12 protein-coding genes and 2 tRNA genes are annotated in these 15,463 nt (G+C 45.3%); 9 read left to right on the forward strand and 5 right to left on the reverse strand.

Annotated features, from left to right (window positions below; genetic code table 11):
• Positions 1-1,008, reverse strand: a 1,008-nt coding sequence (locus tag AB5903_RS19865) for a Na/Pi cotransporter family protein (RefSeq protein WP_368118150.1), incomplete at its 3' end; no start/stop codon positions are given.
• Positions 1,009-1,091: 83 nt separating this feature from the next.
• Between AB5903_RS19865 and AB5903_RS19870 the strand changes: the two genes are divergently transcribed.
• Positions 1,092-2,765, forward strand: a complete 1,674-nt coding sequence (locus AB5903_RS19870) for a nucleoside kinase (RefSeq protein ID WP_005655334.1) — start codon at positions 1,092-1,094, stop codon at positions 2,763-2,765.
• A gap of 171 nt (positions 2,766-2,936) precedes the next feature.
• The gene (locus tag AB5903_RS19875) at positions 2,937-4,442 is read left to right on the forward strand and encodes a HAMP domain-containing sensor histidine kinase (RefSeq protein ID WP_005655335.1); all 1,506 of its coding nucleotides are present in this window, start codon (positions 2,937-2,939) and stop codon (positions 4,440-4,442) included.
• An 85-nt stretch (positions 4,443-4,527) separates the two neighbouring features.
• On the opposite strand, the gene AB5903_RS19880 is transcribed toward AB5903_RS19875, so the two are convergent.
• Positions 4,528-5,901 carry an aminopeptidase P family protein gene (locus AB5903_RS19880; protein WP_040315996.1) on the reverse strand — a complete coding sequence of 458 codons (1,374 nt, stop codon included), beginning with the start codon at positions 5,899-5,901 and terminating at the stop codon, positions 4,528-4,530.
• Between the two features lie 225 nt (positions 5,902-6,126).
• On the opposite strand from AB5903_RS19880, the gene rpoN reads away from it, so the two are divergent.
• From rpoN to AB5903_RS19905, 5 genes are all read left to right on the forward strand, one after another.
• A complete protein-coding gene (rpoN, locus tag AB5903_RS19885; protein ID WP_005655338.1) occupies positions 6,127-7,617 on the forward strand; it encodes an RNA polymerase factor sigma-54 in 1,491 nt (496 codons plus the stop codon).
• Between the two features lie 51 nt (positions 7,618-7,668).
• Positions 7,669-8,346 carry a hypothetical protein gene (locus AB5903_RS19890; protein WP_368118152.1) on the forward strand — a complete coding sequence of 226 codons (678 nt, stop codon included), beginning with the start codon at positions 7,669-7,671 and terminating at the stop codon, positions 8,344-8,346.
• A 32-nt stretch (positions 8,347-8,378) separates the two neighbouring features.
• Entirely contained in the window at positions 8,379-8,759 is a 381-nt protein-coding gene (gene gcvH, locus AB5903_RS19895) for a glycine cleavage system protein GcvH (RefSeq protein ID WP_005655342.1), read from the forward strand.
• 149 nt (positions 8,760-8,908) lie between these two features.
• Positions 8,909-9,418, forward strand: a complete 510-nt coding sequence (gene purE / locus AB5903_RS19900; RefSeq protein WP_005655343.1) for a 5-(carboxyamino)imidazole ribonucleotide mutase — start codon at positions 8,909-8,911, stop codon at positions 9,416-9,418.
• A 41-nt stretch (positions 9,419-9,459) separates the two neighbouring features.
• A complete protein-coding gene (locus AB5903_RS19905; RefSeq protein ID WP_074713726.1) occupies positions 9,460-11,319 on the forward strand; it encodes a 4-hydroxy-3-methylbut-2-en-1-yl diphosphate synthase in 1,860 nt (619 codons plus the stop codon).
• Positions 11,320-11,443: 124 nt separating this feature from the next.
• Here AB5903_RS19905 and AB5903_RS19910 read toward each other — a convergent pair whose 3' ends face one another.
• From AB5903_RS19910 to AB5903_RS19920, 3 genes are all read right to left on the reverse strand, one after another.
• Positions 11,444-12,289: a hypothetical protein gene (locus tag AB5903_RS19910; RefSeq protein WP_195657858.1), complete on the reverse strand. Its 846-nt coding sequence runs from the start codon at positions 12,287-12,289 to the stop codon at positions 11,444-11,446.
• Between the two features lie 236 nt (positions 12,290-12,525).
• On the reverse strand, positions 12,526-14,223 hold the full coding sequence (locus tag AB5903_RS19915) for a S41 family peptidase (protein ID WP_016660839.1): 1,698 nt from the start codon (positions 14,221-14,223) through the stop codon (positions 12,526-12,528).
• A 5-nt stretch (positions 14,224-14,228) separates the two neighbouring features.
• Positions 14,229-15,212: an adenosine kinase gene (locus tag AB5903_RS19920; protein WP_016660840.1), complete on the reverse strand. Its 984-nt coding sequence runs from the start codon at positions 15,210-15,212 to the stop codon at positions 14,229-14,231.
• Between the two features lie 81 nt (positions 15,213-15,293).
• Here AB5903_RS19920 and AB5903_RS19925 point away from each other — a divergent pair.
• Positions 15,294-15,367: transfer RNA gene (locus tag AB5903_RS19925), tRNA-Asn, on the forward strand.
• Positions 15,368-15,394: 27 nt separating this feature from the next.
• Positions 15,395-15,463, forward strand: a tRNA-Asn gene (locus AB5903_RS19930).

Below are 15,463 nucleotides of genomic sequence, written 5' to 3' on the forward strand. Positions count from 1 at the left end.
GTATTCCTCGTCCTGTTCCTTCTGCGGAATAATGGCGCAGACCGTACGCTCTATAAACTTCACGAACCATATCAATATCAACACATTGCAGATATTAAAACAAGTATGGAAAGCCGACAGCTTAAAGGAAACGGCAACGGCAGGGTCTTTGGTTCCCATTATATTTTCCACAAACCATGATACTCCCTGCGTAAAAGGAACAAACAGGCATAACACCCATATAACACCGAACACATTGAATACCAGATGCGCCAATGCAGCCCTCCTGGCCTGCGTATTACCGGTAAGTGCCGCAAGATTGGCTGTTATGGTTGTTCCTATATTCTCACCCAGAACAAGTGCCGCTCCCAGTTCGAAGCTAATCCAGCCATTCGCACACATGATAAGCGTAATCGCCATCGTTGCAGCAGAGGCCTGCACAATCATGGTCAGTACCGTTCCTATAAGCACAAAAAGCAGTACGGATATATACCCCATATCGGTATAATCCTGCACAAAAGCCAGCATTTCCGGATTCTGGCTCAAATCGGGTGCATTGTTCTTCAAATAAGAAAGCCCCATAAACAGGAAAGAGAAACCGAAAATAAATTCACCGATGGATTTGCGATTACTTTTTTGAGAGAAGAGGAGAGGAATGCCAAAGGCTAAGAGAGGAAGAGCAAAAGCAGCTATGTCGACTTTAAAACCTAATGCTGAAATAATCCAGGCAGTAACAGTAGTACCGATATTGGCCCCCATAATAACACCTATAGATTGTGACAGGGTCAGCAACCCGGCGTTGACAAAACTCACTACCATAACCGTAGTTGCAGAAGAGGACTGGATAAGCGCTGTTATAAGCACACCTGTCAGAACGCCGGTCACCCGGTTGGTCGTCATAGCGGTTAAAATCTTCCGCAAGCGGTCGCCGGCGAATTTTTGAAGTCCCTCACTCATAATTTTCATTCCGTAGAGGAACAATGCCAATGAGCCAAGCAGCTTTAAAAAATCATAAAAAGAATATTCCATCTTTAATTAGTTAAAGTGTTTCATTGTACCATTTGTTATAATGTCCTATATTTAGCGTATTAATAATCTCAAAAAAAGACACCATGAAACATATGTTACAAATTTGTTGCAAAAATAATAATATTTATAAAGAATTCCCTATAGGGAGCTCACTTTTGGATATTTATTACGGTTTTAATCTTAATTTCCCCTATCAAGTGGTCAGCGCCAAAGTAAATAACCGTTCCGAAGGGCTGAATTTCCGGGTATATAATAATAAAGATGTGGAATTTCTGGATGTACGGGATTCCTCCGGCATGCGTACATATGTCCGCTCACTTTGTTTTATCCTATATAAGGCTGTCAGCGAATTGTTCCCGGAAGGGAAGCTGTTTGTAGAGCATCCCGTATCCAAGGGCTATTTCTGCAATCTCCGCATCGGACGTCCTATTGAGCTGGAAGACGTGTCGGCAATCAAGAAGCGGATGCAGGAAATCATAGCCGAGGACATCCCTTTCCGTCGTACCGAATGCCATACCACCGAAGCCGTACGGGTATTCAGCGAACGGGGAATGAACGATAAGGTAAAGCTGTTGGAAACCTCCGGCTCTATATACACCTATTATTATACATTGGGAGATACGGTAGATTACTATTATGGTAACCTGTTGCCCAGCACAGGTTTTATCAAGCTGTTCGACATCGTAAAATATTATGACGGTCTGCTGCTGCGTATCCCCAACAAAGAAAACCCGACCGTACTGGAAGAAGTGGTAAAACAGGAAAAGATGCTTGATGTATTCAAGGAACATCTGCATTGGAACTACATCATGGGGTTAAGCAATGTAGGCGACTTCAATCTGGCATGCGAAGCCGGACATGCAACCGACCTCATTAACGTAGCAGAAGCCCTTCAGGAGAAAAAGATTGCTCAGATTGCCGATGAAATCTATCACCGGGGAGAAAACGGCGACCGCGTAAAGCTCGTATTGATCTCCGGCCCTTCTTCGTCCGGAAAAACAACTTTCAGCAAACGGCTTTCGGTGCAACTGATGACCAACGGCCTGCGCCCCTACCCCATTTCTCTGGACAATTATTTTGTAGACAGGGAAGACACCCCGCTGGACGAAAACGGCAATTATGACTACGAATCTCTCTACGCCCTCGACCTTGAGCTGTTCAACAATCAATTGCAAGCTTTGCTACGGGGAGAAGAAGTGGAACTTCCCCGATTCAACTTCACATTGGGCAAAAAAGAATACAAGGGAGACAAACTGCGCATTGACGAGCACACCATTCTTATATTGGAAGGAATCCATGCCCTGAATCCGGAGCTCACTCCGCAGATTCCTGCCGAAAACAAATACAAAATTTATGTATCTGCACTGACCACCATCTCACTGGACGATCACAACTGGATTCCTACTACGGACAACCGCCTGTTGCGCCGCATCATCCGCGACTTCAACTATCGGGGATATTCAGCACAAGAAACCATTTCGCGCTGGCCCAGCGTACGTGCCGGTGAAGACAAATGGATATTCCCCTATCAGGAAAATGCCGATGTCATGTTCAATTCCGCCCTCTTGTTTGAATTTGCCGTACTGCGTTGCCATGCAGAACCTATCCTTACCAGCGTACCGCGCAACTGTCCGGAATACGCCGAAGCCTACCGGCTTATGAAGTTCATCAAATACTTCACTCCGGTACAAGATAAGGAAATTCCGCCGACATCCCTACTCAGGGAGTTCTTAGGCGGCAGTAGTTTCAAATACTAACCCGACACCCAAACAATCTCTTTGTCCGGAACCGGCAAACAGCTTCGGTCCGGACAAAAATTCCTGCCATACCAAACATTCTGTTAATTCTGACAGGGAATTACAAACATCCGCATACAACAGACAAAGAAAACTTTAACTTTGTAGGCAAACAAAACAAATCCGGTTATAATGAAAAAAAGCATTCCCATACTTCTTGCGGTTCTCCTTTGCCTGTGTACCCAAACATTTGCACAAAACCGCGCTGATGAACTGATGAAACAGGCACAGGAAAATCTGGCAAAGAAAGAATACATCAAGGCACGCTATCTCTTTTTACAGGCTTACAATGCCTTCGCCACGCAAGAAAACTATGCCCAGGCTGTAAAATGCGGTGTAAATGCCAGCGCCCTCTATCACCGGGAGAATTATTATAAAGAAGCATTCGAACTGCTGCGCAATGCCGAACTGTTGGTGAGAACCGGCGAACAAAAACTCAAAAAGGACTTTCCTGATTTACGTTTCCGCATCAACAAAGAACGTCTGCAAATGTACATCAGCCTCAGAAACCCCACCCGTGCCAAAGAACAGTTAAACAGACTGGAAGAAACAGCCAAAGCTGCCCAAAATGACTCTCTAAGCAATGACTTTCTGTATACCCAAGCCAGCTATTACTACACTTTCGGCATGAATTCGCAGGGAGATACAGCTTTCAAGAAACTGATAGAACAGTATAAGCAACAAAAGAACTACGCCAAAGCGGATGAATGCTATCAAAATCTCATAAACATTGCCCTTCGGGCAAACGATACAGAATTAATGGCGCGTACTTACGACAAATACATTACCTGGACAGATTCTGTTAAAGCACTCACTGCACAGAAAGAATTGAATGCATTGAAAAAGAAATATAATGAAAGTCTGACTATCATTCAGGAAAAAGACGACTCTCTTTCCTCCAAACAGCATATCATCACCGGTCTTTGCGTCCTGGCAGCCATTTTAGCGGCAGCATTAGTGGCAGGAGCCATCATATTACTACGCTTCATCCTACTGACACGCAAACAAAAGAAAGCAATTGGCATTGCCAACGAACACAATGAACTGAAGACCGAATTCATCCAAAATATCTCCGCCCAGATGGAGCCTACATTGGGCACTCTCGACCCGAAGCTGCCCGGCGTACAGGCATTGCGTACTTTCTCCGCTCACATACAAGAGCTGTCCGAACTGGAAAACAGCCTATCAGAACCGTATGAAATGCAAGAAGAGAATATTTCGGCTTTCTGTGAAAACGTTATGAACAAAATACGCGGCAAAGTACAGGAAGATGTATCCCTCATTGTCAATGCTCCCAAACTGAACATAAAGATTAATCCGGAACACCTGGAACGCATCTTACTACATTTGCTTGAAAACGCGGCCGAATACACCCCCGCCGGCGGAAAAATAGGGCTGGACTTCAAAAAACGCGGCGCTCATACACATCAGTTCATCATAAGCGATACAGGCTGCGGCATCGCCGAAGAACAGCGCGAAAACATATTCAAGCCTTTTACCGAAGTAAAAGACCTGACACAGGGCGATGGTCTGGGATTACCCATCTGCGCACTGATTGCCGCCAAAATGGATGGCAGCCTTACATTGGACAGTAGCTATGCGAAAGGCACACGGTTTGTATTGGAGCTACACACTTAAAAAAATGAGAATTAAAAAATTGAGAGTTGAAAATGAGTGCCGCCATTGTGCTACACGGTAATTTTCAACTCTCAGTTATCTTTAACTATCTCAACGCTTCCACTTCTTCCGGTGTCAGCGGAATCTTTTTGCCTAAACGGCGTGCGCCGGTTTCCGTTATCAGATAGTCTTCTTCATTGCGGATACCTCCGAAGTTACGGTATTCTTCCACTTTATCATAATTAATGAAGTCTTTAAACTTCTTCTCTCCTTTCCAAAGGTCTATCAGTTCGGGGATAAAATAAATGCCCGGCTCAACGGTATGTACAAAACCCGGTTCCAGAGGAATGGCAAGACGCTGGCTCTTACGACCGAACTGCGTACTCTTAGGCTGACCGTTGTAACCAACCCAAATCTCGCCGAGGTTTTCCATATCATGCACATCCAGCCCCATCATATGCCCCAATCCATGAGGATAGAACAAGGCATGTGCGCCTTCGCGTACAGCATCTTCGGCATTGCCTTTCATCAAACCGAGTTCTTTCATGCCCTCTACCATTACGCGGGCGGAAAGGTCGTAAACATCCATATAAGGAATACCCGGACGAAGCGCTTTGACAGCCTCCAGATGCATTGCATTCTGAATTTCATAAACAGCCCGCTGACGAGGGGTAAACGTTTTATCGGCAGGAACGGTAGAGGACATATCGCCCGCATAACCCGACTCCACTTCCGCACCGGCATCAATCAGGAATAAATCTCCCGGCTTCACCTTATTGCCATGATAATGATTGTGCAAAGTCTGTCCGTTGACAGTGGCAATCGTTGCAAAAGAAAGCTCGCAATTATTGGATTCGGCCACCCGGTTCATTTCTGCTACGACTTCGTATTCGTACATACCCGGACGAAGTACTTTCATAGCCGTAATGTGCATATCAGCCGTCACATTACATGCCTTTTCTATCTCTTCTACTTCTTCGGCAGACTTATAACTGCGTTGTGCCACAATTGCACGGATAAATGGAACAGAACCTTCCTGGCGTGCAGGCGGAATGCCCAACCACTCCATCAGTTTCAATTTATGCTCCGCCCTGTAGGGAGGCAGGTAATGCACTGTCTGTCCCTTGCGCACTGCTTTATGCAGATAGTTCATGATTTCGGCAGAAGGCATTACTTCCGTTATGCCCACACGCCCGCTTTTCTCTTTCAGGGTAGGCTGCGTTCCCATCCATACGATATGGTCAATCGTAAGTTCATCGCCAAATATAATCTCCTTGTCCTCATCAATATCGATAATCGCCGACAAACCGGCAAACGACAAACCGAAATAATACAAGAAGGTAGAATCCTGACGATAACGGAAAGTATTGTCCTCATAATGCAGTCCTTGTTCGTCATTACCCAAAAACAGCAACACTCCTGAGCCTATATTTTTCTTCAACAGGGCCCGACGCTGTATATACGTTTCTTTAGCAAACATAATGTTCATAGTTTTAGTTGTTATACCACAAAGATAAAGAGAATATTTGAAAGGATAAGGAAAATCAGGAAATACAGACTTACAACCCAACAAGAAAAAACAACCGAACCGCAGCTTTCTTGTTAAATATAACAGAAGAAGATTTTTCGTTCCCGAACTATTCACTATTTTTGCAAAAAGTGCGAAGATAAAACTTATCTTTGCAGCGGATAAATAATGTAACTTATGGCACAAGGCTCCCGACAGATACAAACCCAAGCGCAGCAGCAGATACAGACGCTGTCACCACAACAGATTCTGGTAGTAAAGCTGTTGGAACTTCCGGCAATAGAGCTGGAAGACCGCGTACGTGCCGAACTTCTGGAAAATCCGGCACTGGAAGAGGGAAAAGATGATACATCCGGCGATGAATATTCCAATACCCCCGATGCAGACTCCAATGCAGAAGATGGTGGAGATACCGATTACGATTCTCTGAGCGACTATCTCAACGAGGATGACATACCCGACTATAAATTACAGGAAAACAACCACAGCAAGGGAGAACAAGCCGAAGAGATACCTTTCTCCGATACGACTTCCTTCTATGAAACCCTGAAAGAACAGCTGGGTGAGCGCAACCTTACCGAACACCAGCGTGAATTGGCCGAATATCTCATCGGCTCATTGGACGACGACGGGCTGCTGCGCAAATCACTGGACAGCATCAGCGATGAGCTTGCCATTTATGCCGGCATCGAAGCCACTACCGGAGAACTGGAAGAAGCATTGAGAATCATTCAGGATTTCGACCCTGCCGGATTGGGAGCCCGCAACTTGCAGGAATGCCTTCTCATCCAGATACGGCGCAAGATAGAACAGCAGCACTTCACTCCCAATCCGATTCTTTATATTGAAGAAGCAATCATTTCCGAATGCTACGAGGATTTCACCCGTAAGCATTGGGACAAAATACAACAGAAACTCGGGCTGGAAGAAGATGCTTTCCAGCAAGCCATAAAAGAAATCTGCAAACTGAATCCGCGTCCGGGAGCGTCTTTGGGTGAAGCTATCGGCAAGAACCTGCAACAAATCGTACCCGATTTTATTGTGGATACCTATGACGACGGCACTATCAACCTGTCGCTCAACAACCGGAATGTTCCCGAACTGCGCATGAGCCGCGATTTCACCGAAATGGTAGAGGAACACACCAAGAACAAGGCAAACCAGTCCAAGGAATCCAAAGAGGCCATGATGTTCCTGAAACAGAAAATGGATGCAGCTCAGGGATTTATCGATGCCGTCAAGCAACGGCAGAATACCCTGATGACTACCATGCAGGCCATCATCGACCTGCAACGCCCTTTCTTTCTCGACGGTGACGAGTCATTGCTTCGCCCTATGATATTGAAAGACGTTGCCGAGCGCACAGGACTCGACATCTCAACCATCTCCCGCGTCAGCAACAGCAAATATGTACAAACCAACTACGGCATCTACCCGCTGAAGTTCTTCTTTAACGATGGATATGTTACGGAAGACGGCGAAGAAATGTCAGTCCGGGAGATACGGAAAATACTCAAGGAATGCATCGACAACGAGGACAGGAAGAAACCCTATACCGATGACGAACTGACCGAGATATTGAAAAAGAAAGGATACCCCATTGCCCGCCGCACCGTAGCCAAATACCGCCAGCAATTAAACATTCCGGTAGCAAGGCTGAGAAAATAGAAACGGCACAAGGCAATCCAAACGGTAGAGTGATAATGCAAAAATAAAAAAATGGCAATAGAACAACATATTATAGCAGATAAAAACCTTATCAGGACAGCCAGGGTAATTTCGATGATATTTACACCATTCTCCATACCTTTCATGGCATTTCTGATTCTGTTCGTATTCTCATACCTGCGAATCATGCCCCTGCAATACAAGTTGATTGCATTGGGCGTGGTATATTGTTTTACAATCCTTATGCCCACACTGACCATTTTCCTCTTTCGCAAAATCAACGGATTCACTCCTGAGGATTTAACGGAACGGAAACGGAGATATGTGCCTTTCATCCTGACTATCACTTCCTATGTGTTCTGCCTGCTCATGATGCACCGGCTGAACATTCCCTGGTATATGACAGGAATTATCTTTGCCTCTCTTATCGTGATGATTATCTGTGTCATTGTCAACCTGAAATGGAAACTCAGCGAACACATGGCGGGAGCCGGTGCCATAATAGGTGGGCTGGTTGCTTTCAGTGCCCTGTTCGGATACAATCCGGTGGGCTGGCTGTGTATATTCATTCTCGTAGCAGGCGTATTGGGCACGGCACGGATTATCCTGCAACACCATACGCTCGGTGAGGTAATGGGCGGATTTGCCGTAGGACTGATTTGTACCTTGCTGGTACTTCATCCGCTCAGCAAACTGTTATTCCGTCTATTCAGCATATTCTTATTTTAAATATCAAATATTAACTCTTAAAACTAACGATTATGAATTTTCCTAATGATGTAAAGTACACGAAAGAACATGAATGGATTCGTCTCGAAGGAGATGTAGCTTATGTAGGAATTACCGATTACGCCCAAGAACAATTGGGAGATATCGTATTTGTCGACATCCAAACCGTAGGCGAAACATTGGCAGCCGATGAAGTATTCGGCACCATCGAAGTAGTAAAAACCATTTCCGACCTTTTCCTGCCCGTTGCCGGAGAAGTGCTGGAACAAAACGAAGCATTGGAAGAGCAGCCCGAACTGGTTAACAAAGACCCGTATGGCGAAGGCTGGCTCATCAAAATCAAACCCGCTGCCGATGCAGATTTCGGCAGACTGCTGGATGCAGAAGCATACAAAGCACTGATTAATAATTAGCGTTTAGTGATTAGTGTTTAGTAATTAGGAGTAATGATTAGCAGTAATAATTAGCAGTAATAATTTGTTTTAAAATCTTTTCTCATCAATCCCCTAATCACTAAACACTAATCACTAAACGCTAATCACTAACCACTAATTTAAATAATATGTCTCCAATTGTTAGTATCATCATGGGCAGTACTTCCGACCTTCCTGTCATGGAAAAGGCCGCACAGTTGCTCAACGATTTGCATGTACCGTTCGAAATGAACGCCCTCTCCGCCCACCGTACTCCGGAAGCAGTAGAAGAATTTGCCAAAGGGGCACGTAAACGCGGAATTAAAGTTATTATCGCGGCAGCCGGCATGGCAGCAGCCCTGCCCGGCGTTATTGCAGCCAATACCACACTGCCTGTAATCGGCGTGCCCATAAAAGGCTCCGTACTCGATGGAGTGGATGCGCTTTATTCCATCATTCAGATGCCTCCGGGCATCCCTGTGGCCACCGTAGCCATCAACGGAGCAATGAACGCAGCTATTCTTGCCGTACAAATGCTTGCATTGAGCGACAAGGAACTGGCAGAAGCCTTTACTGCTTATAAAGAAGGTCTGAAAAAGAAAATCGTGAAAGCAAACGAAGACCTGAAAGAAGTTAAATACGAGTATAAAACAAACTGAAAGAAGTGATTGATAATCACTGACCATTAATCACTAATAACGTGGATATATTCAATTATTCCCGACGGGAAACATCAGAAGTGAATATCGGAGCCACCCCTATGGGCGGCTCCAATCCTATCCGCATACAAAGTATGACCAACACTTCCACGCAAGATACCGATGCGTGTGTAGCACAGGCCAAACGTATTGTGGATGCCGGTGGAGAATACGTACGTCTTACCACTCAAGGTGTCAAAGAAGCAGAAAACCTGATGAATATCAACGCAGCCTTACGTCAGGACGGCTACATGACCCCATTGGTGGCCGATGTGCATTTCAACCCGAAAGTAGCAGATGTGGCAGCGCAGTATGCGGAAAAAGTCCGTATCAACCCGGGCAACTACGTAGACTCCGCACGTACTTTCAAGCATCTGGAGTATACCGATGAAGAATATGCACAGGAACTCCGGAAGATACGCGACCGTTTCGTCCCGTTTCTGAATATCTGTAAGGCCAATCACACGGCTATCCGTATCGGTGTGAACCACGGCTCGTTATCCGACCGTATCATGTCGCGCTACGGAGACACTCCCGAAGGCATGGTAGAATCGTGCATGGAGTTTCTGAGAATCTGCGTTGCGGAGCAATTCATGGACGTAGTCATTTCCATCAAAGCATCCAATACGGTAATCATGGTGAAAACCGTACGTTTGCTTGCCCACATCATGGAGAAAGAAGGGATACACTTCCCCTTGCACCTCGGTGTGACGGAAGCCGGTGACGGTGAGGACGGACGCATCAAATCGGCCTTAGGCATAGGTGCTTTGCTGGCAGACGGGTTGGGTGATACCATCCGCGTATCTTTAAGTGAAGCTCCCGAAGCAGAAATTCCTGTTGCCCGGAAATTGACGGACTATATTGTACAACGCCGTAACCACCCTTACATACCGGGTGCTGTAGCTCCCGAATTCCAGTACTTGTCTCCTGAACGCAGAGCCACGACAGCCGTGCGCAATATAGGCGGAGAAAACCTTCCCGTTGTCGTTGCCGCACGCTTGGACGGCAATATGGATTTCAATCCGCAGTTTATGCCCGACTATGTATACGTGGGCCGTCAACTGCCCGAATCTCCCACCGAAGGCATACAATACATTATCGATGCCGACCTTTGGGAAGGACAAGCCAACACATGGCCTGCATTTAAAGGCGAACAGCTGCCGTTTATCAGCGGATGCAGCGCATCACTGAAATTTCTGTTTATCACCTATATGGGATTGAACGACGAAGTAATTGCCGGACTGAAATACCACCCGGAAGTGGTACTTGTCGCACAAAGCAACCATCCCAACAGACTGGGTGAATACCGTGCATTGGCGCACCAACTGATGAATGAAGGATTAAAGAATCCACTTGTCTTCTTCCAGCATTACGCTGAGACTGAAACTGAAAATCTGCAAATCAAATCGGCTGCTGATATGGGAGCACTCATCATCGACGGGCTCTGCGACGGTATTTTCCTTTTCAACCAAACCGGCAAGGAAGGCGATAAGGCGATAGACGACAAGGTTGTAGACACCACGGCTTTCGGTATCCTGCAGGCAGGACGCATCCGTACCAGCAAAACCGAATACATATCCTGTCCGGGGTGCGGCCGTACGCTCTACGACCTCGAAAGCACCATTGCCCGCATCAAGCAAGCTACATCACACCTGAAAGGACTCAAAATCGGAATCATGGGTTGCATAGTCAACGGTCCCGGTGAAATGGCCGATGCCGATTACGGATATGTAGGTGCAGGACGGGGCAAAATCAGCCTGTATAAGAAAAAGGAGTGTATCGAAAAGAATATCCCCGAAGAGGAAGCCGTAGAAAAGCTGATTGAACTTATCAGAAAGAACGGAGATTATACCGAGCGGTAGGTTTCTTATCCTTCACCACAAAAAAAGCGCAGAGCCTCACAGAGTTTTCTTTTGTTCCGGATGCGGGTAATGCTTACCGGATTCCCCAAAGCTGTGAGACCCTGTGCTTTTTTTGTGATGAATCCTAATATCTGAAACTCAAAAATACACGGAAGGATTTTGACTTCATCTTCCACTTGTCACTTTCAATTACATCCTCAAAGTCCGGAGCATCATAATCCATACCTTCCTCATCAAAAGAAAGTCCGTTATAAGTAGCTTTCTTCGCCCAACGATGCTCTATACCGACCGAAATTGCTTTATAGGCAACAGAAGCACCAAACGCAAAATTGGAAACATATCCGTGTCCGAAGCTGTCATCGATGACCACCATAGAATAAGTAGGCACATAATGGAAATAGGCAGCCACTTTCAAATCGCCTACCGGATTGACTGTGACGGAGGGACCTACGTGCATAGACGCATCTATCTGATGAATACCCAAATCAAAATCTTCCTCGTAATAGTCTTCATAATCACTGCTGTAATCATTATAAGCACGTGTGTACGAACCTCCTTCCGCAAAGACGTCCGGTTCGGAATACTTGGCATACGAAAGTTCAAACCATGTTGCGTCAATACCGAACTTAATCATATTCAGCAACGGCTTCTTATGCAGGTAATACGTTTTTCCGAAAGTCAGAGAAACACCGAAATCACTTTTCCATTCCGCTTCGGCATCTACTTTATCCGTCAACGTTTGGTTTGTAATATAACCGATATTAAAATACTTGGCTCTTTTTTTCCATATTCTCTCATTTCGTGCCGCATCTTCGGTTTTCTGTACTCTGTCGGAGAGTTCATTTACCACTTGCAGTAAAGAATCCTCTCTTTGAGAAGATTGGACTTCGGAATCAGCTTCTTGAGCAAAAATACTTTGTCCTGTCAAAATCACGGTTGACAGCACCAACCAAAACAGTTTTTTCATCATAATTTGTCTGTGTTTTGCTTATGGCTCCTTCGTTCAGCATACCAGTAATTTTAGGAAAGCGCAGGAGCACTAAAGGGAACTCCCCTTAACACTTATTTCGTTCTATTTTTACAAAAATAGAGGATTACACACATACGCACAACGGGACAAAAACGAGATAGAAACTAAAAAACCGAAATAGCGGACTATTTCGGTTTAAATAAAGATTATGATGATGTTTTTTTATTTTTCCTTTTTTATTTTTCCTTTTTGCCTTCATCCGGCTTAACCGGCGGGACACTGAGCATTTCTTTATATTTTTCCGGAGCAGTCAATATCCCGACAGCCTCTTTCAGGTCCTTATCATCTTTCAACTGTTGGATGATACTTCCACGCTGATAGTAATAACGTTTGATAATTTCCACTGCAATCATCTCCTTTATATCCTTTGAGAAGTGGTCGAGGTCACGCTCCAGGTTATGAGATAGCTTTTTCTCCAAAGCCTTGAATTCGTCGGACGCATCCGTCAGGTATCCTTCAAACTCCGCCATTTCTTTCAAGTTCTTCAAAATCTTCTCAGTCTGCTGGTCGTACTTGAAATCTGCTTTCTGTACCATCGCCTTAAAGTCGGCATAGTCGGCATCCGTTATCTTAAAATCTTTAGGAGCCGGAATCGTGGGGTGCTTCAAACAATACTCCGTAGCGTAATTAAATATCAAGTTGTCATTCACCAAGTAGAACAGGATATTAGGCAACTTATCCTGCTTGACGGTAATATCGGGAGTAACTCCGCCACCGTCACGTACCTCACGTCCGGCAGCAGTATGGAATACGGTAGTCAAGCTATCCGGAATACGTCCTACGCTGCCGTCCTCATTGCGGTGTTTGTAGTCGATAGCCTGCACGCAACGGCCGCTCGGAATATAGTATTTGGAAGTTGTCAGTTTCATTGTGCCTCCATAAGGCAGCGGACGGGTGGTCTGCACAAGCCCTTTTCCAAATGTACGGTTACCCACCACTACTGCACGGTCATAATCCTGCAATGCACCTGCCAGGATTTCCGATGCAGAAGCTGTTGCACTATTCACCAGCACAGCCAGCGGAATTTCCAAATCCAGCGGCTCACGCAACGTCTTGTACGTATTGCTTGCCTGTTTGGTCTTTCCTTTCGTTGTCACCAGTGTTTTGCCGCGCGGCAGGAAGAAGTTGGCTATTTCCACGGCTTCGTCCAGCAAACCGCCGCCGTTATTACGCAGGTCGATAACCAAAGAAGTTATTCCCTGCTTTTTCAAATCAAGAAATGCCTGCTTGAACTCTTTGGAAGGATTACCGGAGAAAGTGCTCAGGTTGATATAACCGATGTTGTTATCCAACATTGCATAATAAGGAATAAAAGGCAACTGGATAGAACGACGAACGATATCGAATTCCAACGGCTGTTCCGTTCCGGGACGTTGCACCTTCAGTTTGAAGCTCGTGCCTACCTGCCCGCGAAGCATCTCGCTAACTTCCTGATTATTTTTTCCTGCAAGGTCCTTGCCGTCGATTTCCATAAGAATATCGCCTGCCTTCAGGCCTACGGTAGCCGCCGGCATATGTTCGTAAGGTTCGGCTATCATGGAACGCTTCAGTTTGGTATTCCAGGTTATGATAGAGCCGATACCGCCATACGTATTCTTCAACATCTGTTCCAGTTCGCTTTGGTCGTCTTCCGGAAAATATTGCGTATAGGGGTCAAGTGAATACAGCATGGATTCGATGCCGGTACGGATAGTCTTGTTCGGGTCTATCGTATCCACATAAAACATATCCAATTCCTTTACTATAGAATTGAATATATCCAAATTCTTTGCTACCTGAAAACTACGGTTGTCTCCACTCTTAAACCCAAAAAAGAAACTTGTACCTACTGCTACCAATAGGACAGCTATCCAACGTATCTTTAAATATTTCATATATTCTAATTTATCATTATTATATCTTCCTTTATCTTCTCCCACTTTGAATCCGGCAGTTCCGTTCCAATCACCTGTATTACCTCACCCGACAGGATAGCACCTATTTTTCCGCACTTTTCCAAAGAATATCCGCAAGTCAGCCCATATAGAAAACCTGCCGCAAAAAAATCTCCGGCACCGGTAGTATCAACCACTTTCGCCACCGGCACAGCCTCAACACGTACTTCTTCCGTTCCCTTACGAATCAGCGAGCCGCGCGCTCCCACCTTTACAATGGCAATGCTACACATTTTAGCGATAATATCCAACGCTTCCTCAGGTTCTTTACCGGTAAACGCCTTCGCCTCTTCCTCATTGGCAAAAACAATATCCACATATTTATTTACCAGCAAAGAGAAGAACTCATGGTCGCCTGCCACGATGTTATAACTTGCCATATCCAGACAAACCTGCAAACCGGCTTCTTTGGCCAACTCAATAGCCCGGAGAATCATATCGTGTTCCTGTACCAGATAACCCTCTATAAACAGATAAGTATATCCCTTGAACATCTCCAGCGACAGTTCTTCCGCTTTCAACGTAGACGCTGCTCCCAAATATGTGCCGAACGTGCGCTCTCCGTCCGGAGATATAAAAGTAGACGCCACTCCCGAAGGCAATGTATCTGAAACTAATAAATCAGCTTCCGTTCCATGCTTCAGCAAACTTTCCCGAAAAAAGTTACCATAAGAATCATTATTTATCTTTCCGATGAACCCGGTTCCCGCTCCAAGCTGCGCCATGCCACGGATTGCATTTCCGGCAGAGCCACCGGTAGCCAAATGAGTTTTCATACGGCTAAATTCTTCATTGATTTTCAGTAACTTATCTTCATCTATAAGCGTCATACTGCCCTTGGGCAAGTCCATTTTAGTTAAGATTTCATCACTGTCAAGGGTTGCTAACACATCGACCAATGCGTTTCCCAATCCAATTATTTTATCCATTTCTGATATTTTTTTTGCAAAGATATTGCATATTTCAAAATATCCTATTACTTTTGCAGCGCATTTGAGAAAAAACAACATTCTTCCTTAGCTCAGTCGGTTAGAGCATCTGACTGTTAATCAGAGGGTCCTTGGTTCAAGTCCAAGAGGAAGAGCAAAAGAAAAACTTAAATGCAACATTCTTCCTTAGCTCAGTCGGTTAGAGCATCTGACTGTTAATCAGAGGGTCCTTGGTTCAAGTCCAAGAGGAA

This window comes from Bacteroides sp. 2201st1_D9_2201SCRN_220225, from assembly GCF_040928965.1.
GTDB lineage: Bacteria > Bacteroidota > Bacteroidia > Bacteroidales > Bacteroidaceae > Bacteroides > Bacteroides stercoris.

Coding starts and splice junctions, on each gene's coding strand:
- AB5903_RS19875 (WP_005655335.1), top strand. CDS start 2,937: ATGAAAAAAAGCATTCCCATACTTCTTGCGGTTCTCCTTTGCCTGTGT.
- gcvH (WP_005655342.1), top strand. CDS start 8,379: ATGAATTTTCCTAATGATGTAAAGTACACGAAAGAACATGAATGGATT.
- rpoN (WP_005655338.1), top strand. CDS start 6,127: ATGGCACAAGGCTCCCGACAGATACAAACCCAAGCGCAGCAGCAGATA.
- AB5903_RS19915 (WP_016660839.1), bottom strand. CDS start 14,223: ATGAAATATTTAAAGATACGTTGGATAGCTGTCCTATTGGTAGCAGTA.
- AB5903_RS19920 (WP_016660840.1), bottom strand. CDS start 15,212: ATGGATAAAATAATTGGATTGGGAAACGCATTGGTCGATGTGTTAGCA.
- AB5903_RS19870 (WP_005655334.1), top strand. CDS start 1,092: ATGAAACATATGTTACAAATTTGTTGCAAAAATAATAATATTTATAAA.
- purE (WP_005655343.1), top strand. CDS start 8,909: ATGTCTCCAATTGTTAGTATCATCATGGGCAGTACTTCCGACCTTCCT.
- AB5903_RS19890 (WP_368118152.1), top strand. CDS start 7,669: ATGGCAATAGAACAACATATTATAGCAGATAAAAACCTTATCAGGACA.
- AB5903_RS19880 (WP_040315996.1), bottom strand. CDS start 5,901: ATGTTTGCTAAAGAAACGTATATACAGCGTCGGGCCCTGTTGAAGAAA.
- AB5903_RS19910 (WP_195657858.1), bottom strand. CDS start 12,289: ATGATGAAAAAACTGTTTTGGTTGGTGCTGTCAACCGTGATTTTGACA.